Origin of the sequence: Marinobacter sp. (genome assembly GCF_041686475.1) — a bacterium.
Taxonomy (GTDB): domain Bacteria; phylum Pseudomonadota; class Gammaproteobacteria; order Pseudomonadales; family Oleiphilaceae; genus Marinobacter.
In genome coordinates this window covers 23,152-45,676 of record NZ_JAWLDU010000015.1, presented here as the reverse complement: position 1 = coordinate 45,676, position 22,525 = coordinate 23,152, and the positions used below count along the sequence as shown (strand labels likewise).

The 22,525-nt window shown below is 56.8% G+C and carries 20 protein-coding genes and 2 tRNA genes; 11 read left to right on the top strand and 11 right to left on the bottom strand.

All coding sequences use genetic code 11. The features are described from left to right. The first annotated feature begins 16 nt into the window (after window positions 1-16). The 4 genes from nqrF (at window position 17) to sthA (ending at window position 4,080) form a co-directional block, all read left to right on the top strand. Complete coding sequence (gene nqrF, locus ACESMB_RS05555) at window positions 17-1,243, top strand: NADH:ubiquinone reductase (Na(+)-transporting) subunit F (RefSeq protein WP_372971081.1); 1,227 nt, start codon at window positions 17-19, stop codon at window positions 1,241-1,243. A gap of 9 nt (window positions 1,244-1,252) precedes the next feature. Beyond that, window positions 1,253-2,302, top strand: a complete 1,050-nt coding sequence (locus tag ACESMB_RS05550) for an FAD:protein FMN transferase (protein WP_372971080.1) — start codon at window positions 1,253-1,255, stop codon at window positions 2,300-2,302. A 14-nt stretch (window positions 2,303-2,316) separates the two neighbouring features. Beyond that, window positions 2,317-2,565 (top strand): (Na+)-NQR maturation NqrM, encoded by a 249-nt coding sequence (gene nqrM / locus ACESMB_RS05545; protein ID WP_372926860.1) that lies wholly within the window; start codon window positions 2,317-2,319, stop codon window positions 2,563-2,565. Window positions 2,566-2,688: 123 nt separating this feature from the next. Beyond that, complete coding sequence (gene sthA, locus ACESMB_RS05540; RefSeq protein ID WP_372926861.1) at window positions 2,689-4,080, top strand: Si-specific NAD(P)(+) transhydrogenase; 1,392 nt, start codon at window positions 2,689-2,691, stop codon at window positions 4,078-4,080. Here sthA and ACESMB_RS05535 read toward each other — a convergent pair. The 5 genes from ACESMB_RS05535 to dusA form a co-directional block, all read right to left on the bottom strand. Continuing rightward, on the bottom strand, window positions 4,054-4,854 hold the full coding sequence (locus tag ACESMB_RS05535) for a glycerophosphodiester phosphodiesterase (RefSeq protein ID WP_372926862.1): 801 nt from the start codon (window positions 4,852-4,854) through the stop codon (window positions 4,054-4,056). The two genes, sthA and ACESMB_RS05535, sit on opposite strands and share 27 nt — an antisense overlap. After that, a complete protein-coding gene (locus ACESMB_RS05530; protein WP_372971079.1) occupies window positions 4,851-5,978 on the bottom strand; it encodes a 3-deoxy-7-phosphoheptulonate synthase in 1,128 nt (375 codons plus the stop codon). The genes ACESMB_RS05535 and ACESMB_RS05530 overlap by 4 nt, the downstream gene beginning before the upstream one ends. A gap of 16 nt (window positions 5,979-5,994) precedes the next feature. Next, window positions 5,995-6,441 carry a TerB family tellurite resistance protein gene (locus ACESMB_RS05525; RefSeq protein ID WP_372926864.1) on the bottom strand — a complete coding sequence of 149 codons (447 nt, stop codon included), beginning with the start codon at window positions 6,439-6,441 and terminating at the stop codon, window positions 5,995-5,997. A 35-nt stretch (window positions 6,442-6,476) separates the two neighbouring features. After that, complete coding sequence (gene tal, locus ACESMB_RS05520) at window positions 6,477-7,442, bottom strand: transaldolase (protein WP_372926865.1); 966 nt, start codon at window positions 7,440-7,442, stop codon at window positions 6,477-6,479. Between the two features lie 118 nt (window positions 7,443-7,560). Continuing rightward, a complete protein-coding gene (dusA, locus tag ACESMB_RS05515) occupies window positions 7,561-8,577 on the bottom strand; it encodes a tRNA dihydrouridine(20/20a) synthase DusA (protein WP_372971078.1) in 1,017 nt (338 codons plus the stop codon). A 199-nt stretch (window positions 8,578-8,776) separates the two neighbouring features. Here dusA and ACESMB_RS05510 point away from each other — a divergent pair, with 199 nt between their 5' ends. Beyond that, window positions 8,777-9,691 (top strand): AEC family transporter, encoded by a 915-nt coding sequence (locus tag ACESMB_RS05510; protein ID WP_372971077.1) that lies wholly within the window; start codon window positions 8,777-8,779, stop codon window positions 9,689-9,691. On the opposite strand, the gene ACESMB_RS05505 is transcribed toward ACESMB_RS05510, so the two are convergent. Beyond that, window positions 9,671-10,630 carry a zinc ABC transporter substrate-binding protein gene (locus tag ACESMB_RS05505; RefSeq protein WP_372971076.1) on the bottom strand — a complete coding sequence of 320 codons (960 nt, stop codon included), beginning with the start codon at window positions 10,628-10,630 and terminating at the stop codon, window positions 9,671-9,673. The two genes, ACESMB_RS05510 and ACESMB_RS05505, sit on opposite strands and share 21 nt — an antisense overlap. Before the next feature lie 162 nt (window positions 10,631-10,792). Here ACESMB_RS05505 and gltX point away from each other — a divergent pair, with 162 nt between their 5' ends. The 3 genes from gltX to ACESMB_RS05490 all read left to right on the top strand — a co-directional run bounded on the left by gltX (window position 10,793) and on the right by ACESMB_RS05490 (window position 12,548). Then, window positions 10,793-12,277: a glutamate--tRNA ligase gene (gene gltX, locus ACESMB_RS05500; RefSeq protein ID WP_372971075.1), complete on the top strand. Its 1,485-nt coding sequence runs from the start codon at window positions 10,793-10,795 to the stop codon at window positions 12,275-12,277. A gap of 112 nt (window positions 12,278-12,389) precedes the next feature. Then, window positions 12,390-12,465 (top strand) — tRNA-Ala (locus ACESMB_RS05495). Window positions 12,466-12,472: 7 nt separating this feature from the next. Then, a tRNA-Glu gene (locus ACESMB_RS05490) sits at window positions 12,473-12,548 on the top strand. 250 nt (window positions 12,549-12,798) lie between these two features. Here the strand turns inward: ACESMB_RS05490 and ACESMB_RS05485 are convergent. Next, on the bottom strand, window positions 12,799-13,668 hold the full coding sequence (locus tag ACESMB_RS05485; RefSeq protein ID WP_372971074.1) for a 6-pyruvoyl trahydropterin synthase family protein: 870 nt from the start codon (window positions 13,666-13,668) through the stop codon (window positions 12,799-12,801). 183 nt (window positions 13,669-13,851) lie between these two features. Beyond that, window positions 13,852-14,373 (bottom strand): hypothetical protein, encoded by a 522-nt coding sequence (locus ACESMB_RS05480; RefSeq protein ID WP_372971073.1) that lies wholly within the window; start codon window positions 14,371-14,373, stop codon window positions 13,852-13,854. 97 nt (window positions 14,374-14,470) lie between these two features. Between ACESMB_RS05480 and ACESMB_RS05475 the strand changes: the two genes are divergently transcribed. Continuing rightward, window positions 14,471-17,395, top strand: a complete 2,925-nt coding sequence (locus ACESMB_RS05475; RefSeq protein ID WP_372927302.1) for an insulinase family protein — start codon at window positions 14,471-14,473, stop codon at window positions 17,393-17,395. 76 nt (window positions 17,396-17,471) lie between these two features. Here ACESMB_RS05475 and ACESMB_RS05470 read toward each other — a convergent pair whose 3' ends face one another. After that, complete coding sequence (locus tag ACESMB_RS05470) at window positions 17,472-18,287, bottom strand: pyruvate, water dikinase regulatory protein (RefSeq protein WP_372927303.1); 816 nt, start codon at window positions 18,285-18,287, stop codon at window positions 17,472-17,474. Window positions 18,288-18,472: 185 nt separating this feature from the next. Between ACESMB_RS05470 and ppsA the strand changes: the two genes are divergently transcribed. Further along, on the top strand, window positions 18,473-20,845 hold the full coding sequence (ppsA, locus tag ACESMB_RS05465; RefSeq protein WP_372927304.1) for a phosphoenolpyruvate synthase: 2,373 nt from the start codon (window positions 18,473-18,475) through the stop codon (window positions 20,843-20,845). Window positions 20,846-20,872: 27 nt separating this feature from the next. Then, window positions 20,873-21,355 (top strand): ribonuclease E activity regulator RraA, encoded by a 483-nt coding sequence (gene rraA, locus ACESMB_RS05460; RefSeq protein ID WP_372971072.1) that lies wholly within the window; start codon window positions 20,873-20,875, stop codon window positions 21,353-21,355. Between the two features lie 65 nt (window positions 21,356-21,420). Here rraA and ACESMB_RS05455 read toward each other — a convergent pair whose 3' ends face one another. After that, window positions 21,421-21,711, bottom strand: a complete 291-nt coding sequence (locus ACESMB_RS05455; RefSeq protein WP_372971071.1) for a PilZ domain-containing protein — start codon at window positions 21,709-21,711, stop codon at window positions 21,421-21,423. Between the two features lie 98 nt (window positions 21,712-21,809). Next, a complete protein-coding gene (locus ACESMB_RS05450; RefSeq protein ID WP_372927307.1) occupies window positions 21,810-22,481 on the bottom strand; it encodes a TIGR04211 family SH3 domain-containing protein in 672 nt (223 codons plus the stop codon). Window positions 22,482-22,525 lie beyond the last annotated feature (44 nt).

The following is a 22,525-nucleotide window of genomic DNA, read 5'->3' as shown; positions in this document are numbered from 1 at the left end:
ACGAAAAGGCGAGACCATGAATACAGAAATCATTCTCGGCGTGGTCATGTTCACCGTTATCGTACTGGCCCTGGTCGCGGTCATCCTCGCGGCAAGGTCCAGGCTGGTAAGCACCGGTGATGTGACCATCGAAATTAACGACGATCCCGAGCACACACTGAAAACCGAAGCAGGCGGAAAGCTGCTGGGAACGCTTGCCGGTAACGGCATTTTCCTGTCCTCCGCATGTGGCGGCGGCGGTACCTGCGCCCAGTGCAAGTGCAAAGTTCTGGAAGGCGGTGGCGCCATGCTGCCGACGGAAAAAACCCACTTCACCAACCGGGAAGAGAAAGAAGGCTGGCGCCTGTCATGCCAGGTTCCCGTGAAGCAGGATATGAAGGTGGAGGTTCCGGAAGAATTCTTCGGCGTCAAGAAGTGGGAATGCGAGGTTATTTCCAATCACAACGTTGCCACTTTCATCAAGGAACTGGTACTGAAACTTCCGGAAGGCGAGGAAGTAGATTTCCGGGCCGGTGGTTACGTGCAGCTTGAGTGCCCTACCTACGAAATCGATTTCAAGGATTTCGATGTCGAGGAAGAGTTCCACGAAGACTGGGACAAGCACGATATCTGGCGCTACAAGGCGGTGAACAAGGAAGAGACCATTCGGGCCTACTCCATGGCGAACTACCCGGAAGAGAAGGGTGTTCTCAAGTTCAATATCCGTATCGCGACGCCACCCCCGGGCACGGACCACCCGCCGGGCATCATGTCTACGTATGTGTTTGCTCTGAAGCCGGGTGACAAGATCACGGTTATGGGGCCATTCGGCGAGTTCTTCGCCAAGAAGACCGATGCTGAAATGGTATTCATCGGTGGCGGTGCCGGCATGGCGCCCATGCGTTCCCATATCTTCGACCAGTTGAAGCGCCTGAATTCTAATCGCAAGATCAGCTTCTGGTACGGCGCCCGTAGCGTGCGAGAAATGTTCTACGTGGAAGATTTCGACATGCTGGCGGATGAGAACGATAATTTCGAATGGCATGTGGCGTTGTCGGACCCACAGCCGAACGATAACTGGGAAGGTGAAACAGGCTTCATCCACAACGTATTGTATGAAAAGTACCTCAAGGACCACCCGGCTCCCGAGGACTGTGAATACTATATGTGTGGGCCTCCCATCATGAACGCTTCCTGCATCAAGATGCTCAAAGATCTGGGTGTGGAAGACGAGAACATCATGCTGGATGATTTCGGGGGTTAATCAGCTCACATGACATTCGGCATGTTACGACCCGCCAGGGTGGTTCTGGCCAGCGCCTTCTGGGTGCTGATCATTTCTGCGCTGGCGGGTTGCTCGTTTGAGGAAGAGGAAAAAGTATGGGAGATATCCGGGCCGGTGTTTGGTACCGGGTATAATATCAATGTGGTAATGAAAGACGATCCTGGTCGGCTTGAGAATCTGGCATCCGACATAGAGGAAGTGCTGGAAGAGGTGGATGCCTCCATGTCTACCTGGCGTGATGATTCGGAATTATCACGATTTAACAGCCAGGAAGACCAGAGCAGCTGGACCGGGATATCCCGACCGCTTCATGAGGTGCTGACAACGTCCCGGGAAGTGTCTCAGCTGACGGACGGTGCTTTCGATGTAACCATCGGGCCAGTGGTTAATCTGTGGGGGTTCGGGCCTGATGCCCGGCCCGAACAGGTGCCGGGGGACGATGTGCTGGCTTCACGTCTTGAAGCCATCGGTTATGACAAGCTTGAACTGCGGGAGGAGCCGCCAGCGCTGAGAGCGAATCCGAACCAGTATGTGGATCTGTCCGCCATTGCAAAGGGATATGGAGTAGACGCCGTTGCACGATATCTCGAATCCGAAGGATTGTCAGCTTTCCTGGTGGAAATCGGCGGTGAGGTTCGGGTTTCAGGCCGCAAACCGGACGGGACGGCCTGGCGCCTGGCCATTGAGGAGCCGGTTTCGGAGCAGCGGCAGGTTAACCGGGTGGTAGCCCTGGACAGTCAGGCAATGGCAACCTCCGGTGACTATCGTAACTATTACGAATCGGATGGACGACGGTTTTCGCATACAATAGACCCTAAGGATGGCAAGCCGATCGATCACAACCTCGCTTCGGTCACTGTCATCGCTGAAGATTGTATGACTGCAGACGCGTTGGCGACTGCTTTCAATGTGATGGGAGTGGAGCAGGCGAAAGAACTTGCGACACGTGAAAACATCGCTGCCTACTTTATTGTTCGGGGCGAAGACGGGTTTGAAACGGATTACACGCCGGCTTTCTCCTCGTTCCTGGCAAATTAACGGAGAGACCTCCTATGGGTACGTTTCTGCTGGTTCTGACAATTGTTGTTCTGCTGGTTGCCGCCATGTCGGTTGGCGTTATTTTCGGTCGCAAGCCGATCAGCGGCTCGTGCGGGGGTCTTGGTGCCATGGGTATCAGTAAATCCTGCGATATCTGTGGCGGCAATACCCAGAAGTGCGAGGAAGAAAATGAGCGCCTTGCCAATGATGGCAAATCAGCAGAGGCAATGACCTACGACGCCTCCAGTAAAAAGTCCCGCTGAGCCGGCGCTGGCAATAACCTATAAAAATTCCGGGAGCCTCTGAAAATCGCCTGCCTGGGCTTTGGGCACCTGCAGGGTCTTTTCAGGGGCTCCCTCACGACGTAGATAAGGAGTCACTGCAGAATGGCAGAACATCATTACGACGTCGTCGTTATCGGCGCGGGACCTTCGGGGGAAGGTGCCGCGATGAATGCGACGAAGCATGGTAAACGTGTCGCGATCATTGAGGACAAACCCACCGTGGGTGGTAACTGTACCCATTGGGGCACAATCCCTTCCAAAGCTTTGCGTCACTCGGTAAAGCAGATCATCACGTTCAATACCAATCAGATGTTCCGGGATATCGGTGAACCGCGCTGGTTCTCGTTTCCGCGCGTACTGCAGAATGCCCAGAAAGTGATCGGTAAGCAGGTAAAACTGAGAACCCAGTTCTACGCCCGTAACAGGGTGGACCTGATCAACGGTCGCGCCAGCTTCCTGGATGCCAACCGGATGGAAATCCGTGGCAACAAGTCCCACGAGATACTCCACTTCAAGCAGGCCATTATTGCCACCGGTTCACGCCCGTACCTGCCGCCCGATGTGGATTTCCGCCATCACCGGATTTATAACTCTGACACGATTCTCAACCTGTCTCACACGCCGCGCACACTGATCATTTATGGTGCCGGTGTTATCGGCTCCGAGTATGCGTCGATCTTTGCCGGGCTCGGTGTAAAGGTAGACCTGATCAACCCGGGCAGCCGCCTGCTCACCTTCCTGGACGATGAAATCTCCGACGCCCTGAGCTATCACCTGCGAAACAATGGTGTACTGGTCCGGCACAATGAAGAGTATGAGTCTGTTGATGGTGACGACCATGGCGTGGTGCTGTCCCTGAAATCCGGCAAGAAAATCCGTGCAGATGCCTTTCTCTGGTGTAATGGCCGAAGTGGTAATACCGAAAAGCTGGGGCTCGAGAGTATCGGCCTGACACCCAATGGCCGTGGCCAACTGGCAGTGGATGACCATTACCGCACCGAAGTCCAGAACATCTATGCAGCCGGTGATGTTATTGGCTGGCCCAGCCTTGCCAGCGCCGCTTACGATCAGGGCAGGTCGGCGTCCTCGGACATCGTGAAAGATGATTATTTCCGCCGAGTAACCGACGTTCCTACTGGCATCTACACCTTGCCCGAGATCAGTTCGGTTGGCCAGACGGAACGGGAATTGACGGAAGCCAAGGTGCCCTATGAAGTGGGCCAGGCCTTCTTCAAGGATCTGGCGCGAGCACAGATCACGGGGGATCCTGTCGGTATGCTGAAAATTCTTTTCCATCGTGAAACACGGGAAATCCTGGGGATCCACTGCTTTGGCGATCAGGCCGCAGAGATTGTTCACATCGGACAGGCGATCATGAACCAGGAAGGGGAAGCCAATTCCCTGAACTACTTCATCAATACCACCTTCAACTATCCCACCATGGCGGAAGCCTACCGGGTAGCAGCGCTAAACGGTCTGAACCGGATTTTCTGATCCCACGCTGTCGGCCCTGTTCTGCCCGGCGGGCAGATGCAGGGCCGCTCTTGACCGGTTATCGAAGTACATATGCGTGCTGGTTGGATAGTCAGTGATAATGCTGTCGACTCCCTTTGCTTCAAGCTGGAGCATGTCGTGGATACGGTTAACCGTCCAGGTGGATACGTGCATGCCACGCCGGTGAGCGTCCTCCACGATAGCCCGGGTGCAGATGCGCCAGCCAATGCACAGGAAATTACAGTGCAGGCGGGCGGCCACATTGACCGGTTTCGGGAATTTTCTGTCAGTTACCAGGCCAATGCGTACGCTCTTGTCCCTGCGACGGGCCTGCCGCAGGAACCATTGGTCCGAAGATGTGATGACAACACGTTGATACAGGTCCCGGCGCTGGATCACCTCGATCAGGCGGTTGCAGAGCACATTCAGTCGCTGGCGGGTATCCTTCTTGACCTCCAGTTGCAGGTGCTCGAAATCCGGATATTCGTTCAGCAACGTTTCCAGTGAGGGAATGCCAACGGCTTTGGGCCAGGGTTTACCGTTGCGCCGGGCATCCATTTCCGCAAGCTCCAGGGCAGTGTAGCTGCTGACACTGCCCTCCTGGCCGGTGGTGCGGTCAACCGTAAGATCATGAACAATAACCGGTTTGCCATCTTTTGACAGCACCAGGTCGAGCTCAAAGTGCCGGACGCCATGGCGGTAGGCATGGGTGAATCCGGCCAGGGTGTTTTCCGGGGCTTCTCCCTTTGCGCCCCTGTGCCCGTAAACGATCATTCTGTCGCCGATTCCTTCAGACGGTTGTAAATTTGCTGGCGCTTTTTCCAGGTGTCATGGCATAGCTGGATATCCTCCAGATAGGCCGGCAATTCGTCCATCAGCAGGGCCTGTGGGCCATCCACCAGCGCTTTTTCCGGCTTGGGGTGGAAGTCCACCAATACCATGTTGGCCCCTGCTATCACGCCCTGCGCGGTGGCGTGCATGACATCCAGAACACCGTCGGGCGCCCGCTCGCGGCTGCCCACGGAGTGAGAGGGGTCGACGCATACGGGCATGCGGGTAAGGCGTTTTACGGCGGGTACATGGGCAAAGTCCACCATATTGCGGTGCGGCTGACCGGCTTCTGTCTTCATGCCGCGCAGGCAGAAAATCACATTGGCATTGCCCTCACTAGCCAGGTATTCGGCCGCGTTCAGGGATTCGTTCAGGGTGATGCCAAATCCGCGCTTCAAGAGCACCGGATAAGTGGTCTGGCGGCCTATGGCTTTGAGCAGCTCGAAGTTCTGAGTGTTACGGGTACCCACCTGCAGCATGACGCCCGTTGGACGGCCAAGCTGTTCCAGACAGTGGTCGATTTCTTCGATATGGCTTTCATGGGTGATTTCCATGGCAATCACCTTGATGCCATGCTTTCCCGCCTTCTCGAAGACCCAGGGCAGGCAGCCTTTGCCATGCCCCTGGAAGGAATAGGGGTTGGTCCGTGGCTTGTAGGCGCCCATTCGGGTACAGACCTGGCCGTTTTCCTCCAGCGCCTTCATCATCTGCTCCACGTGCTCCGGCACGTCGACGGCGCACAGCCCGGCAAAGATATTCAGGTTGGACTGGTCAAAGGTAACGTCATTATAGGTGAAACCACTCTGGCGGCGGTCGTCCTTGTGGCGCCCCAGTATCCGGTAGTCGTCAGAGATGCGAATGGCCCGCTCCACCGCAGGGAGGGCTTCGATGTCTTCCTTGTTCAGAGACTTGGTTTCGCCCAGCAGGTAAACCTCGGTAAGGCGCTGTTTGGCGCCCTGGACCTGGTGGAGTCGGATCGATACCCCGGGCAGGTTCTCGAGAAAATGCATGGTCTGACGATAGGCTTCGCTGTCCAGCGCGGTATCCGGGTGGAGAATGGCTAACATACTTGCTCCTTAAGGTTCAGTCGGCGCGCTCGGCGCGATGGCGGGCCTGCATGAACTCCCGGTGGTTCAGGTGCAGCAGATCCGCCATGCGGCGGATCAGGTGTTCCTCGTACTTGTCGATATACCCGTCTGCGAACGCCACGCGCCAGATGCTTTCAAGCAGGATCTGCTTTTCTTCCTGGTCCAGCTGTTCATTGATCATGCCAGTGAATTCGTAGAGAGAGGTGGCGTCGTCAGCATGGCTGAGCGCGTCCTGAAGGATGTCTTCCGCTTCTTCCCGGGTAATCTCGTGGGCTTCAACGGCGCAGTCGACGATGGTCTTGAGTTCTTCGTCGTCCTGGTCATTGTCCACCCTGGACAACTGGACCATCAGCGCAGTGGCTGCAATCGCCAACTGGTGGTTGTCGGGTTGTGTTGGTTCGTCTTCAGGCGAGCCGAACAGGCTCTTAAGGCGCTCAATCATGGTTTTTGCGACCCTCCTCGCGGTTACTGCCGGCGTCAGGCGGCCTGCGAAAGCCGGCGGACGCGGTTTTCCAGTTCAATCTGATCGTTGGTGAATCGGCGGATACCATCGGCCAGCTTTTCTGTAGCCATGGCGTCCTCGTTGGACTCCCAACGGAACAGACGTTCATCGATTGATCCCGGTTTGTCAGCGCTCGTTGCATCCTCAGCTGACAGCCGCTGCGGCAGGTTGCCAGAGTCATTCTGCAGCTCCTGCAGGAGCGCCGGGCTTATGGTGAGACGGTCACAGCCGGCCAGCATCTCGATCTCGCCGGTATTGCGGAAGCTGGCGCCCATCACTACGGTGTTGTAGCCGTTGGCCTTGTAGTAGTTGTAGATGCGGGTAACGGACTGGACGCCCGGATCTTCCTCCGCCGGGAAGGCTTCCCGACCGGTGGCAGCCAGGTGCCAGTCCAGGATGCGGCCCACGAAGGGCGACACCAGGAAGGCGCCGGCATCGGCACAGGCGGCCGCCTGTATGAAAGAGAACAGCAGGGTCAGGTTGCAGTGAATGCCTTCTTTCTCGAGCTGCTCGGCCGCCCGGATGCCTTCCCAGGTAGAAGCAATCTTGATAAGCACCCGGCTGGTATCCATGCCCAGATGGTCGTACAGCTCAATCAGCCGGCGTGCCCGGGTGAGAGTGGCCCCGGTATCAAAGGAAAGCCTGGCATCTACTTCTGTTGAAACCACGCCCGGAACGAGGCCAAGAATCTGCTTTCCCGCCAGCACGGCCAGCATGTCGGTGGCGTAAGTCAGTTGCTCGGCATCGGAGCCGCCCTGTTTGCGGGCTGCAGCCACGGCTTCATCGAGCATGGGGCGATAGGCATCAGAGGCCGCGGCCTTGAGGAGTAATGAAGGGTTCGTGGTTGCATCTTCCGGTTTCCACTGGGCGATGGCGTCCAGATCCCCGGTGTCGGCAACCACGGTGGTCATGGCTTTGAGTTGTTCGAGCTTGCTGGTCATTCGTCCTGTCGTCCTGATAGGTTTGTTATTGATCGCCCGTATCGCGGGCGCTGAAGGTATGTCCCTACAATAACGGGCTGCCCTGACAGGAACAAGACACTAAAAGGTATCAGGACGTTCAGGCCGGCGCTGTTGCTACGTCCCCGGCTTCCGGAACCCTGGCCATGGCCTGTTCGATCACCTCTATGCCGGAACCCGCCTTGTGGGCGTTTTCACTGATGTAACGGCGGAACTGGCGGCCTCCGGGCTGGCCATGGAACAGGCCCATCAGGTGGCGGGACATGTGGCTGAGGTAAACGCCCCGGTCGAGTTCGCTCTGAATGAATGGTAATACCGCACGCAGGGCCTCGTGCCGGGATCGAGCCGGTCCGGGTTGTCCGAAAAATTCGGTATCCACACCGGCCAGCAGCCAGGGGTTGTGGTAAGCCTCGCGGCCGAGCATGACGCCATCGGTGTGTTCAAGGTGTTGCCGGCACTCGTCAAAGGTCTTGATGCCGCCGTTGATGATGATTTCAAGATGAGGATAACGGGCCTTGAGCTGGTAAACCCAGTCGTACTTCAGCGGCGGAACGTCACGGTTTTCCTTGGGGCTCAGCCCTTCCAGAACAGCAATGCGGGCATGGACAATAAACGTGCGGCAGCCTGCTTCCGAGACCTTTTCGACGAACTCGCACAGATCCTCCCAGGACTCGCGGCCATCTATTCCGATCCGGTGTTTGACCGTTACCGGCAGGCCGGTGGCATTGATCATCGCCCTCACGCCCTCGGCCACCTTGTCCGGGTAGGCCATCAGGCAGGCGCCAATCATGTTGTTCTGCACCCGGTCGCTGGGGCAGCCCACATTCAGGTTTACTTCATCAAAACCGTATTGCTCCGCCAGCGCAGCGCAATGGGCCAGTTCCTGCGGGTTGCTGCCGCCAAGTTGCAGTGCCAGCGGATATTCCGCAGGATCATGACGAAGGAATCGTGCGGTGTCGCCGTGGATCAGCGCGCCGGTGGTGACCATCTCGGTGTAGAGCAGGGCATGCCGGCTGAGCTGGCGGGCCAGATAGCGGTAGTGGGTGGTTGTCCAGTCCATCATCGGGGCCACGCAGAATCTTCGTGACGGCATGTCTGTGGTGCTGTTCGTAATCATTAACTGCCCAATCTGAATCTGTCTGTCACTTGTCGCTGAGGTCAACGGATCAAATGAATAGAGATGTTATTCTATCAGCAAAACCGGGCACATGGCCGTAGGGCTTTGGCGAAACACAGGACATTTTATAATGGAATATATGTTAAATGTTTAGGAGATCAGTGATGTCCTGCCCAATCTCACCAGAGAGTAAATTTCAATGCCGGTAATGGTACAGGCTCTTACGCCTGTGTTTGTGTTGATCCTGCTGGGTTATCTGTTCCGGCGCTGGCACTTTCCGGGAGACGACTTCTGGATCCAGGCGGAGCGTTTCACCTACTACGTGCTTTTCCCGGCCATGCTGATCTTCAAACTGGGCCAGGCAAGGGTGCCGGCGTCGGCCTATGGCGATATCCTGGTTCTGATTCTGGCCATGCTGGTAACGATGACGCTGTTACTGGCCTTTCTTCAGTGGGTCTGGCGATGGCCGGGTCCGGTGTTTTCATCCGTCTTCCAGGGCGGCATTCGCTTTAACTCCTACGTCGCCCTGGCAGCGGCGGGCATGTTACTTGGGGATGAGGGCCTCTCGCTGATCGCCATTGCGGTGGCGGTGAAAGTTCCCCTGCTCAACCTGCTGTGTATTCTGATGTTTTCGCTGGTTGCGGGAAATGGCACGGTCAAGCTGAAACCCGTTCTTAAAGCTATTGTTTCCAATCCGTTGATCATCGGCTCAGTGGTCGGAATGGCCTGGAGTTACTTTCAGGTCGGATTCCATCCACTGGTAGCGGGCATTCTCGAGCCACTGAGTGACCTGGCTCTGCCGCTGGGCCTGATGACCGTCGGCGCAGGCCTGCAACTGAAAGCGTTGCGGGGTGCCTCGATGCCGTTTCTGGTGTCTTCATCCGCAAAGCTGGTGGGCTTCCCGCTGCTGACGGCTGCGCTGGCGCTATTGCTGGGTCTGGAGGGATTGATGGTTCAGGTGGTTGTACTGCTGGCAGCCCTGCCAACAGCCACCTCGTCGTACATTCTGGCGCGTCAGCTCGGTGGCGACGCGCCATTGATGGCGGGCATCATCAGTGGCCAGACACTGCTGGCCATGGTGACCATTCCGCTGTTACTCGGTGTTCTCTGGTAGGCACTGGAGTACCGCGTCGGCCAGGCCCTGCTGGAAATTGATATATCCGTCACGGTCAGGCTCGACGTCTGTGGCCAGCGGGTCCCAGGTGCTGAAGGTGATGTCCAGGTCTTCGGTGATCGAGCGCCACCACTGGCGATCGAACTGGGGTTCCGTCATCAGGCAGGGCTGGTTTGCGGTGCGCAGTTTCTCCTGCACTTCGGCAACGTGCCCGGCCCCGGGAGAAAGCTCGGGGTTCAGGGTCAGAATACCTTCCAGCTTCAGGCCATAGTGTTCAACGAATCGTGTGAATGCATCGTGATAGGTGAACAGGTCAATGTCTGCTACTGGCTCCAGCCGGGTGGTGATGTCGCGTTCAGCGCCGGACAGATTCTTCTCGAACTGTTTCAGGTTGGCGTCGAGGGCTTCCACGTCTGCACCTTCCTGTCGGGACAGCACCTTGTGTATGTCCCTGGCCATATCCAGCGCCAGCGCCGGGTCCAGCCATATATGCGGGTCTTCACCGTCGCCGTGATCATGGGCATCATGACCTTCTTCTTGATGACCGTGCCCATGGTCTTCATGGCCATGGGCATCATGGTCGTTATCGGTATCAACCTCGGGCACATCCTCGCCGTGCATCAATGAGTAGGTACGGTCCCCGAATTCGTTACCGCCGAGCAGTCGCGCAAGAAAGGTTTCCATCTCCGGGCCTACCCAGAATATGGCATCGGCATTTTCCAGAGCGCGGCGCTGGGAGGGTTTCATGGTGTAGTTATGGGGGCTGGAACCGGGAGGCACCAGGGTCGTGATCTCCACATCATCGGCAGCCACGGCTTTTACCAGCAGCTCAATCGGCTTCAGGGAGGTGACAACCTGAGTGGCCGCCAGTGCACTGGCGGATCCCAGCAGGGTGGCGAGCCCCAGTGTGGCAGCGCCTGCGAAGCGTTTGGCGAACATAGTCGGTTAGTCCTCGAAAATTAATGATACGTTATAATATAACAATATTGCCTGGAGGTGAAGTGGATTGTCGCGCGACCATGCGAAATCCCTTTGTGGCCGGTATAATGCGTGGCTTTCAACGCACAGCCTTCATCAGGCAGTAACCTTCAGGATGCTTTCATGACCGTACGTACCCGAATCGCACCGTCTCCCACCGGTGATCCCCACGTTGGTACCGCCTACGTGGCGCTGTTTAACCTGTGCTTTGCCCGGCAACATGGCGGCCAGTTTATTCTGCGGATTGAAGATACGGATCAGGTTCGCAGCACCGAAGAATCCGAACAGGACATTCTGCAGGCCCTGCGGTGGCTCGGTCTCGAGTGGGATGAGGGGCCGGACGTGGGCGGTCCTCACGGCCCATACCGGCAGTCCGAGCGCAAGGACTCCTATCGCCAGTATGCGCTGGATCTGGTGACCAAAGGGCACGCGTTCTATTGTTTCCGCACCCCGGAAGAGCTGGATGCCATCCGCGAAGAGCGCAAGGCCCAGGGTCTGAATCCGGGTATCAAAGGGGATCTGGAGCTGCCCGAGGAAGAGGTCAAGCGCCGCCTGGATGCGGGCGACCCCTATGTGATTCGCATGAAAGTACCCGAAAATGGCATCTGCGAAATCGAGGATATGCTCCGTGGCACCATCGAGATCGACTGGTCCCAGGTGGACAGCCAGATCCTGCTGAAATCCGACGGTATGCCCACTTATCATCTGGCCAATGTGGTGGACGACCACCTGATGGAAATTACTCACGTTCTGCGTGGAGAGGAGTGGATCAACTCCGCCCCCAAGCACAAATTGCTGTACGAGTATTTTGGCTGGGATATGCCGGTGCTGTGTCACCTGCCGCTGCTGCGCAACCCGGACAAGAGCAAACTTTCCAAGCGCAAGAATCCCACCAGTATCAACTTCTACGAACGCATGGGTTTCCTGCCTGAGGCCGTGACCAACTATCTTGGTCGTATGGGTTGGTCCATGCCTGATGAGCGTGAAAAGTTCACTCTGGACGAAATGATCGAGCACTTCGATATCCAGCGGGTTTCCCTCGGTGGCCCGGTTTTCGATGTGGAAAAACTGCGCTGGCTCAACGGCCAGTGGATCCGCGACGAGCTCAGCGACGATCAGTTTATCGAGCGCATGCGCCAGTGGTGGTTTAACGAAGAAGCCCTGAGGGACCTGGTGCCACACATCAAGGGCAGGGCGGAAGTGTTCAGTGACGTGGCCCCGATGGCGGCCTTCATGTTTTCCGGCATGCTTGATCTCAAGCCGGAAGACTTCAGCCATAATAAGCTTGACGAAGCGCAGGTCAGGCGGGTACTCCAGTTCACCCTGTGGAAGCTGGAAGCCCAGCGACACTGGAGCAAGGACAATATCTTTGCTGATATAAAAACCCTGGCCAAAGCCATGGAACTGAAAATGGGCGATTTCATGTTCGCCATCTTCGTGGCTGTCGCGGGCACACCGAACTCCTGGTCTGTTATGGACTCCATGGCCATTCTGGGCCCCGATATGACCCGGTCCCGGCTGCGCCATGCGCTTGAGGTTATGGGTGGTTTTTCCAAAAAGGAAACCAAGCGAGTGGAGAAGGAATACGCTGTGCTGCTCGCTGAGTGAGCAGATTGGTGAAATAGTAAACGGCCGGGACAGGGATGTTCACGAAACTGAAAAAACGTTGGAAAAAAGGTTGACGCCCCAGGGGCCGATCCTTAATATACGCAGCCGTTGAGGGGCCATAGCTCAGCTGGGAGAGCGCAACACTGGCAGTGTTGAGGTCAGCGGTTCGATCCCGCTTGGCTCCACCAATTTCTAGTCCCCTTCGTCTAGTGGCCTAGGACTCCGCCCTTTCACGGCGGCAACAGGGGTTCGAACCCCCTAGGGGACGCCAATACGGCTTACTGGTTTAGTCCTCCGGTAAGCCATCAAAAAACCGCCTTCGGGCGGTTTTTTTGTTAAGGGGTCTTCCGGGGTCTTCCGGGGTCTGTCCCCGCGGGACTGACCCCATACCTATTGACCAGTTAAATCATATCTCCCATATTTCCGGCCAGGATTCGGGCCAGGATTCGGGCCAGGATTCGGGCCAGGATTCCGGCGTCAGGCCCTCGGTATACGCTGTAAGCTGGTCAGTGTTTGTGGGGTCAGTCCCGCGGGGACAGACCCCTAGAAGCAATAGCCCCCTTACCAACCCCCTCATAAGCTTTCACGCGAATCACATCGTCCGGAAACTCGGCTTTCAGTTGCTCGGCTATGTGCGCAGCAATCAGCTCCACGGTGGTGTCGGAATCCAGCATGTAAACGCGGCTCTCCGGGAGCGTCAGGGCAAATTCACCCTGATTGGCTTCGTACTCGAAGGTCACATAGGCGGTGCCGTCCTCTGCTACCCAACGCTGGGTCACATCTTCTTCGGAGCCCACATAGATATCCTGCCAGAGCTTCGCCCAGCGATTTTCAAGGTCTCTGTCCCGGAAGCCGTTGCGATCAATCCGGATCGGCGAGCGGTGGCCATGGGCGATTCGCTGGCAATTGCCCAGATGTTTCTTCAGGCCATGAACATAATGATAGTAGGCGCCTTCAATCACATCTTCCCGCAGGTAGATCTCCACGTCTGTTACGTTGGCGGGAAGTACAGTCCTTAGCTCGTGCTCCAGAAGGCGGGCAACTGCAGAGGGCACAACCCTGTCAGCCGAAAGCCAAACTACGGCCTCATCAGGAGAGCGATGCGTAATCTTGGTGCCGTCCACCAGGTGCCACAGGAAACTTTCCGGTTCGGTCTTGTGCCACTCGAACCCGCTGTAGCCCTGGGGAATCACCAGGCGGTGATCCACGCGCTCGTCAATGACCCGTTTGATGGTGCGTTTGACGTTACTGAAGTCAAACACCATGCCCTGATCATCAAGCTCTCCACCGAGAACCACATCCACAATCCAGCTTTCACCCACGAGCCCCCTGGTGGCGTCCAGGTATGCGAAGTCGATAACCGTGAGATTGTCTACGAAAAGGTGGTTCATCGGAGGAGCCTGGCAAGATGTGGTTGATTGATCGGCAGATTCTAACAAAAAACCACCAACGCTAGCAGCTTTGCGTATGCTGGATATTAAACGGGGATCAGGGGCTAGACATACACATCTCACCCAGTCGGGGCAATCTGGTGTAACACAAAGTCACGGAAGTCAACGAGAATGCAGGACAAATCACACTTTGTCAGGAAGCTGTTCATGGTTGAGCTGCTCCCAGGAGCGCATGTAAACATCTGCTTCATACTGATAGGGGGATTTGAACGGTGTCAGCACAAAATCGAACACCAGAAAGAAAAATCCGACAGATCCCCACGCGATGACCAGCGTACTAATGGTATTGGCCTGGACTTCAGGATTGGCGTCGACAAAACTCTCGAGGAGTGGGATCAGGTCCGAAGCCATGACCACAGGGTTGAAACTGGAAAGTACAAACGGTATCCAGAAAGCCAGGAACACCGGAAAGAACCCGAACGACCATAGCACCCTGCGAAGGAGGTATATGCCGATGGCGCGCCAGTAGCGTTGCCTGAGTTCAGGAACCCGGCGTATGCGGTCCAGGTAAAGACGTCGTTCGGCCCAATAGGCCGCAACTTCCGGAGCGTGTATTTTGTAGCGTTTTCCGGTCGCCTTGTGAGGGGCGCCGGATGTGCTGTCGGTGCTCTGCGGAGACGGGTTACCCTGAGTTTCAGTGGTCATGGAATCGGGTACTGCCTTGTGGCTTCGGGTTAGTGCATGATAATAGAAAGTACGTGTTACCCTACAATCCCCATTTGGTTAAAGACAGGATAGTTTAATGGCGGCAGTGATCGAGAACACAGTCCATCCGGCTTTCGAGCAGCTTCGCAGTCACCGGATCAGCACACTGAATGTTACGGTTGAGGAGTACCGTCACCGTAAAACCGGTGCCCGCCACCTGCATTTGGCGGCAGACAATGACGAGAATGTGTTTTTTGTGGCTCTGCGGACCTTCCCTATGGATTCCACCGGGGTGGCCCATATTCTGGAGCATACGGCACTCTGTGGCAGCGAGCGTTTCCCGGTTAGGGACCCGTTTTTCATGATGATTCACCGTTCGCTGAACACCTTCATGAATGCGTTTACCAGCAGCGACTGGACGGCGTACCCGTTCGCCAGCATGAACCGCAAGGATTTTGACAATCTGCTGACGGTGTACCTGGATTCCGTGTTCTTCTCCTCGCTGGATCCGCTGGATTTCGCCCAGGAAGGCCACCGCCTTGAATTCGATACACCAGATGATCCGTCCACGGATCTGGTTTACCGCGGCGTGGTATATAATGAGATGAAAGGCGCCATGAGCGCGCCAACATCCCAGCTGTGGCAGCACCTGTCCAGCCACCTGTTTCCCACTACCACTTACCATTACAACAGTGGCGGAGAGCCAGACCACATTGTGGACCTGAGCTACGACGATCTGCTGGGTTTCTATCGTCACCACTATCATCCCAGCAACGCAATTTTCGCCACCTACGGCGACATTCCGGCCCATGAACACCATGAACGCTTCGAGGAACTGGCCCTAAAGCGGTTTGATCGTCTGGACGTAGAACTACCTGTGCGCGACGAGAAGCGGATGTTTTCACCGGTGCGGGTTGACCAGAGTTACGCGGTCAGTGAGGGCGAAGAAACCGGCCACAAGACTCATATTGTTGTGGGCTGGCTGCTGGGCCACAGCTTTGATCTGCAGGAAAACCTGGAAGGCCAGCTGCTTGCCAGTGTACTTCTGGAAAACAGTGCCTCACCGTTGATGCGGGCGCTGGAAACCACGGACCTGGGGCATTCGCCTTCACCCATGTGCGGCCTCGAGGACTCCAACCGTGAAATGACATTCGTGTGCGGCATTGAGGGCAGTGAGCCTGACAAGCAGGGCGATCTGGAACAGCTGATTGAGCAGACGCTGGCAAAAGTGGTGGAAGAGGGTGTCAGCCAGGACCGCCTGGAAGCCATTCTGCACCAGCTGGAGCTGCATCAGCGTGAGATTGCCGGTGATAGCTTTCCATACGGCCTGCAACTGATCATGACCGCTATTTCCCCCATGGTTCACGGTGGAGACCCGGTCGAGCTCCTGGACCTGGAGCCGGTGCTGGCGGACATGCGTGAAAAGATTCAGGACCCGCAGTATGTGCCCGGCCTTATCCGCAGCAAGCTGCTGGAAAATCCGCACCGGGTGACTTTGACACTGCGCCCTGACGACAAGCTGGAAAGCCGTCGTCAGGCCGCAATCCGTGATGCCCTGGCCCGGCGCAAGGCGTCTTTGACGGATGAAGAGGTTCGCCAGATTATTGACCGGGCCCAGGCGCTTGAAGAACGGCAGACCCGCAAGGATGACGATTCCATTCTGCCCAAGGTGGACCTTTCTGACGTGCCGCTGCAACTGCCGGAGCCAGAAGCCCGGTTTGCCGGCGACATGGCCGCAACCATCTATGCCCGGGGCACCAATGGCCTGGTTTATGAGCAGGTGATTGTGCCGGTTCCGAATCTGTCCCGGGACGAGCTGTTTCTGTTGCCGTTTTACACCACCCTGATTCCGGAAGTGGGCTGTGGCGAGCTGAATTATCTGCAGATGCAGGACCGCATTTCCGCTGAGTCCGGGGGCATCAGCGCTTCCTTCTCCGCCAAAGGGCGGATCGATGATGTGCAGGATCTGTCCGGCTACATCGTGTTTAACGGCAAGGCACTGGCCCGAAACCGTGAATCGCTGACCCGTCTGCTCAAAGATGTGTTTGACGGCGCCCGTTTTGATGAAAAAGAGCGAGTTCGTGAACTGGTTGCCCAGATCCGCGCCCGCAGAGAGCAGGGCGTAACCGGCAGTGGTCATGCGCTGGCAATGGGTGCGGCGGCCCAGGGCATCAGCCCCGGAGCCTGGCTGTCATTCCGTCTTGGAGGCCTGGAGGCGATTCGTGGGGTCAAAGCCCTGGACCGGTCCCTCGATAACCCGGCAGAGCTTGATACCCTGTGTGAACGACTTGCGGCATTGCATGAGCGTATCCGGCAGCCCGCTCGTGAATTCCTGCTGATTGGCGAGGAAGAACAGCTTGATCCCATGCTGACCGAGCTGAAATCCGTCTGGGGCAATACCAGCGCCGAGGCCGGCGAGGCCTGGAAGGTGGAGCCAGTCAGCTACCAGACCCGTGAAGCCTGGCTGACCTCTACCCAGGTAAATTTCTGCGCCAAGGCCTACAGCACCGTTGCCGTGGATCATCCGGATGCGGCTCCGCTGACCGTGCTGGGCGGATTCCTGCGCAACGGTTACCTGCACAGGGCCATTCGCGAGAAAGGCGGGGCCTACGGTGGTGGTGCCGGGCAGGACAGTGTCAATGGCACCTTCCGTTTCTTTTCCTATCGTGATCCGCGTCTGGCTGAAACCCTGGGAGATTTTGACAGAGCCCTGGAGTGGTTGCAGGAAGAAGAGCACGATCCCCAGGAACTGGAGGAGTCCATTCTGGGGGTGATTGGCCAGCTTGACCGTCCGCGTTCTCCCGCCGGCGCGGCTCGCCATGCCTTCCACAATCGCCTGTTTGGTCGGTCACCGGAACAGCGCGCCCGCTTTCGGGAGCGGGTGCTGGCGGTGACACTGGAGGACATGAAGCGTGTGGCACGGGAGTGGCTGAAGCCGGAAAACGCCAGTGTGGCTGTCGTGACCAGCCTTGAAAACAGGGAGGCTGTGGAAGCGTTGGGGCTGGATATCCAGGAGCTCTGAGCAACCCCGGAAAATGAACCCCGAAAAGAGAGGGCCGGCTACCTGAGACGGTAGGCCGGCCCTTTTCATGCCTGGGCTAGCGGTTCCGCTTGAGCCCTGTGCTGACCATGATTCGCGTGGAAATTTCCTCCACTGAGTAGGCCGTGGTGTTGAGGTATGGGATGCGTTCCCGGCGATACATCAGTTCAATCTCTTCGATCTCGTGCATGCACTGCTTAAGTGACGAGTATCGGGAATTGGGACGGCGCTCGTTGCGAATGGTCGCCAGCCGCTCCGGTTCGATGGTCAGCCCGAAGATCTTTTCCTTGTAGCCCCGCAGAGCCGCGGGCATTTTCTGGTCTTCCAGGTCTTCTTCGGTAATGGGGTAGTTGGCCGCCTTGACCCCGTACTGAAGAGCCAGATACAGGCAGGTCGGGGTTTTTCCGCTACGGGAGGCGCCCACCAGAATCAGGTCGGCTTCGTCGTAGTGACGTGTACGTGCCCCGTCGTCGTTGTCCAGAGCAAAGTTGACGGCCTTGATCCGGCGCTCGTAGCTGCCCTCATTGTTAATGGCGTGGGATTTACCGACGGTGTAGGACGATGAGGACCGCAACTCCTGTTCCAGCGGGCTCAGGAAGGTGCCGAAGATATCCACCATGAATCCATCGCCGCCGGCAATGAGATCCCGGATGTCGCCGTTCACGATGGTGTCAAAGACCAGCGGCCGTGCACCGTCCACTTCCGCTGCCTTGTTGATGCGTTTGACCATGTCCCGCGCTTTGTCAGCGTCATCAATATATGGCACCGTTATGCGCTCGAATTCGATTTTCTCGAATTGCGCCAGCAGACTGTGCCCAAGGGCCTCGGCGGTCAGGCCAGTGCCATCGGAAATAAAGAAAGCGGTTCGTTTCATGGTGTTTGATCCGGCTCCGTATTTGGCGGGTTCCCTAGGTAATTCCCACAGGTTACAGTATCATACACGCCAAGTTCGAGAGCCCGCAGTGGAGAATGCAGAAATTGCAGGGTCAGGGCCATTTGAGGGCTACCTCCACCGCTCCGGTTTCGCTCTTCGCTTCAACGAATCAAGGGAGACACGCTTTGGAAGATTACATTATCTGGTTTGATCAGCTGGGAATGTCAGACGTTGACCGGGTCGGGGGAAAGAACGCCTCCCTCGGTGAAATGATCAGTAATCTCGCCAATGCAGGTGTTACCGTGCCCGGCGGCTTTGCCACCACGGCGCATGCCTACCGGGAATTCCTTGCCAAAGATGGCCTGCGCGAGAAGATTGACAATGCTCTCGATGCACTGGACATCAACGACGTAAACGAACTGGCACGGGTCGGATCACAGATCCGCCAGTGGATCCTCGACACACCATTCCCCGAGGCGCTGGAAAAACCCCTGGAAGAGGCATACGCGACCCTGCGTGGCGGTAACGACAGGATGGCGGTAGCGGTGCGTTCTTCTGCAACCGCCGAGGACCTGCCGGATGCCTCTTTTGCCGGCCAGCAGGAGACCTTTCTCAACGTGGTCGGGCTGGAACAGATTCGTACATCAGTCAAGGAAGTGTTCGCCTCGCTGTTTAACGACCGCGCCATTTCCTATCGCGTTCACCACGGTTTTGACCACAAGCAGGTAGCTCTCTCGGCGGGCATCCAAAAGATGGTCCGTAGCGAAACGGCGGCCAGTGGCGTGATGTTTACCCTGGACACCGAATCGGGTTTCCGGGACGTGGTGTTCATCACAGGCTCCTACGGCCTGGGTGAAACAGTCGTGCAGGGCGCAGTTAACCCGGATGAATTCTACGTTCACAAGCCCACTCTCGACGCCGGTCGGCCGGCGGTTCTGCGTCGGAATCTGGGCAGCAAGGCCATCAAGATGGTCCACCATACAGACCCTTCCTCCGAGCAGTTCGTGGAAACCGTCAAGGTGGAGCAGGATGATCGCAACCGCTTCTGTATTACCGATGTGGAAGTGGAGGAACTGGCCAAGCAGGCGATGATCATCGAAAAGCATTACCAGCGTCCGATGGATATCGAATGGGCAAAAGACGGCGACGATGGCCTTATCTACATCGTTCAGGCCCGTCCGGAGACCGTCAAGAGCCGCGCCTCCGCTAATGTGATGGAGCGTTACCTGCTCAATGAAACCGGCACGGTTCTGGTGGAAGGCCGCAGTATTGGCCACAAAATTGGCAGCGGGCCCGTCAAGATCATCACCAGCATCAAGGAAATGGACCGGGTGCAAGCGGGTGACGTGCTGGTCACTGACATGACCGACCCCGACTGGGAACCGGTCATGAAGCGGGCTTCGGCCATCGTTACCGATCGCGGAGGGCGAACATGCCATGCTGCGATCATTGCCAGGGAACTGGGTATACCGGCCGTGGTCGGTTGTGGTGATGCCACCGAAGTGCTGAAGGACGGTCAGGAAGTGACGGTTTCCTGCGCCGAGGGCGATACCGGCATGATCTATGAAGGCAGCCTGGATTTTGAGCTGAAAGAGAACACCGTCGACTCCATGCCCAATATCCCTTTCAAGATCATGATGAACGTCGGCAATCCGGACCGGGCCTTCGACTTCCAGTCACTGCCTAACGAAGGCGTCGGCCTGGCGCGCCTGGAGTTCATTATCAATCGTATGATCGGTGTGCATCCCAAGGCACTGCTGAACTTCGACGGCCTGCCGCGGGATATTCGACAGACTGTGGAGAAGCGGATTTCCGGCTACAGCTCTCCAGTGGATTTCTACGTTGACAAGCTGGTTGAGGGAATTTCCACTCTGGCGGCGGCGTTTGCCCCCAAGAAAGTGATTGTTCGCCTGTCGGATTTCAAGTCCAATGAATACGCCAACCTTATTGGTGGCACCTTGTACGAGCCTGACGAGGAAAACCCGATGCTGGGCTTCCGTGGCGCGTCCCGGTACATCTCGGAAACCTTCCGCGACTGTTTCGAGCTTGAGTGTCGTGCCCTCAAAAAGGTTCGCAATGACATGGGGCTCACCAACGTGGAAGTCATGGTGCCATTCGTTCGCACCGTGGGTGAGGCGGAACAGGTGGTTAACCTGCTGGCAGAAAATGGCCTCAAACGTGGTGACAATGGGCTGCGAGTCATCATGATGTGTGAGCTGCCTGCCAATGCCCTGCTGGCAGACCAGTTCCTGGAGCATTTCGACGGCTTTTCCATCGGCTCCAATGACCTGACCCAGCTGACCCTCGGGCTGGACAGGGACTCCGGTATTATCGCGCACCTCTTTGATGAGCGGAACGATGCCGTCAAGGCATTGCTGGCCAGCGCCATCCAGGCCTGCAAGAAGGCCAACAAATACATCGGTATCTGCGGGCAGGGGCCTTCTGACCATCCGGATCTGGCAAAGTGGCTGATGGATCAGGGTATCGACACCGTTTCCCTGAACCCGGATTCGGTCCTGGATACCTGGTTCTTCCTCGCCGATGAGAAAATCGACTGACCATTTCGACAAAAGGAGAGCGCAAGCGTGCCGATCGTAACCCCTGATCTGTGTGACGATTACCCCGAGGTCCTTGTGGTAGAACCGGGCTTCCGCAACTTTGGTGCCGTGGATGCATTCGGTGGCGAGATTGTCACGGTCAAGTGCTTTGAAGATAACTCCATCGTCAAAGAGCAGGTGGCTCTTCCCGGTAAAGGCCGGGTGATGGTTGTTGACGGTGGTGGCTCAAAGCGCGCCGCGCTGCTGGGCGATATGCTTGCGGAGAAAGCGGCGGATAATGGATGGGCCGGGCTGATCATTTACGGCTGCATCCGCGATGTGGACGTGATCGGCAAGACGTCGCTGGGTGTCCAGGCCCTGGGCTCGCATCCGCGCAAGACTGAAAAGCGTGGTGTAGGAGATCTGAATGTGCCAGTGACATTCGGTGGTGTGACCTTCCATCCAGGCCACTGTATCTATGCCGACAACAACGGCATTGTGGTATCCGAGAAGCCTCTCAACACTGATTGAGACTGCGCCGGCCCCGGTAGCTGTGGGAGTGCAGCTTCCGGGGTTCAGCCGCCCAATCGGGCAGGTCAGCGCTTGACCTTGACTATCTCCATCCCCAGAAGAAATCCGTCCCCCTCAGGCTCGCACCGCAGCACGCGGCACTCTGTCTCGAACGGAGGAAACTGCTCGCTGGTTGATGGCAGCAGGGTATGAATCCTGTCTCCCTCAGAGAATGCTTTTTCCACGAACAGTTGCATCCCTGTGCCGCTCAGGTTCTTGCAGATACCCGGAAAAGAGACACCGTTGCCATCCGTGAGCTCGATTTCCGAATTCATCTTCATGCGATGGAAGTCGCGTTTCTCTGAGTAGTCCTTCATGAATTCCGACATCCCGACACCTCACGGTTGTTATTTAACTCTTTATAATGGCTGTGTAAGTTAGCGTCAAAGTATTCGCCTGAGCGTGCCGGGTCTTCCTATGCCCAGTTGTCGGTTTTCCGTGTTGGCTTAAGGAGCGGAATGACCAGGGCGAGAATGATGCCAAGCAATACCAGAGCAGCGCCCAGCAGCATGAAGTCTGACTCCTTCTTTGCTTCAAGTCGTTCTTTCTCAGCGGTGAGCACTTCAAGTTCGTTGCGTAGTTTCTGGTTCTCCTCGCGAAGTTCACCGTTCCGACGATCAAGATTGATGGAATCCGAAGCTACTTCCTTGATATCCTTGAGCTCTTCACTGAGCCTTCCGGCCCGGGACTGAAGCGTTTCCTCGGACCTTTTGAGCTCGTCACGTTCACTGGTCACTTCTTCGAGCTGAGTCTTGATCTCGCCCAGCTCGTTGCGCGCCTGCTCAAGCTGACGATCGGCCTGTTCCAGGCGCTGCCTGGCAATGGGAGTCTCGGTGATATAGCGGGTTACCATCCAGCCTTCTATGCCATCGGGTGTTCGCACTCTGCTGTACCCGGAATCGGACGTTTCCAGGAGTTCAAGGGTGGTGCCGCTGCGAACTCCGGAGTGAAGGATCCGGTACTGTGTTCCCTCTCCACTCCGGATAGGAGCGTAAAGCGTATCGTCGACATAGACAGTTTTTGCATGGGTCGAGGCCGCTGCAACCATCAACACAATAAAACAGATAAACAGGCGTAAAGGCGTCACTGGTTTTGTTCCCTGATACAGCGATTTGAGGCGCAATTTTGTCA

Excerpts from the sequence above, each read along its gene's own strand:
- sthA (WP_372926861.1), top strand. The coding sequence starts at position 2,689 with ATGGCAGAACATCATTACGACGTCGTCGTTATCGGCGCGGGACCTTCG.
- ACESMB_RS05480 (WP_372971073.1), bottom strand. The coding sequence starts at position 14,373 with ATGACCACTGAAACTCAGGGTAACCCGTCTCCGCAGAGCACCGACAGC.
- ACESMB_RS05505 (WP_372971076.1), bottom strand. The coding sequence starts at position 10,630 with ATGTTCGCCAAACGCTTCGCAGGCGCTGCCACACTGGGGCTCGCCACC.
- ACESMB_RS05475 (WP_372927302.1), top strand. The coding sequence starts at position 14,471 with ATGGCGGCAGTGATCGAGAACACAGTCCATCCGGCTTTCGAGCAGCTT.
- ACESMB_RS05485 (WP_372971074.1), bottom strand. The coding sequence starts at position 13,668 with ATGAACCACCTTTTCGTAGACAATCTCACGGTTATCGACTTCGCATAC.
- ACESMB_RS05470 (WP_372927303.1), bottom strand. The coding sequence starts at position 18,287 with ATGAAACGAACCGCTTTCTTTATTTCCGATGGCACTGGCCTGACCGCC.
- ACESMB_RS05510 (WP_372971077.1), top strand. The coding sequence starts at position 8,777 with ATGCCGGTAATGGTACAGGCTCTTACGCCTGTGTTTGTGTTGATCCTG.
- nqrM (WP_372926860.1), top strand. The coding sequence starts at position 2,317 with ATGGGTACGTTTCTGCTGGTTCTGACAATTGTTGTTCTGCTGGTTGCC.
- ACESMB_RS05525 (WP_372926864.1), bottom strand. The coding sequence starts at position 6,441 with ATGATTGAGCGCCTTAAGAGCCTGTTCGGCTCGCCTGAAGACGAACCA.
- ACESMB_RS05455 (WP_372971071.1), bottom strand. The coding sequence starts at position 21,711 with ATGAAGGACTACTCAGAGAAACGCGACTTCCATCGCATGAAGATGAAT.
- gltX (WP_372971075.1), top strand. The coding sequence starts at position 10,793 with ATGACCGTACGTACCCGAATCGCACCGTCTCCCACCGGTGATCCCCAC.
- tal (WP_372926865.1), bottom strand. The coding sequence starts at position 7,442 with ATGACCAGCAAGCTCGAACAACTCAAAGCCATGACCACCGTGGTTGCC.
- dusA (WP_372971078.1), bottom strand. The coding sequence starts at position 8,577 with ATGATTACGAACAGCACCACAGACATGCCGTCACGAAGATTCTGCGTG.
- ACESMB_RS05535 (WP_372926862.1), bottom strand. The coding sequence starts at position 4,854 with ATGATCGTTTACGGGCACAGGGGCGCAAAGGGAGAAGCCCCGGAAAAC.
- ACESMB_RS05550 (WP_372971080.1), top strand. The coding sequence starts at position 1,253 with ATGACATTCGGCATGTTACGACCCGCCAGGGTGGTTCTGGCCAGCGCC.
- nqrF (WP_372971081.1), top strand. The coding sequence starts at position 17 with ATGAATACAGAAATCATTCTCGGCGTGGTCATGTTCACCGTTATCGTA.
- ACESMB_RS05530 (WP_372971079.1), bottom strand. The coding sequence starts at position 5,978 with ATGTTAGCCATTCTCCACCCGGATACCGCGCTGGACAGCGAAGCCTAT.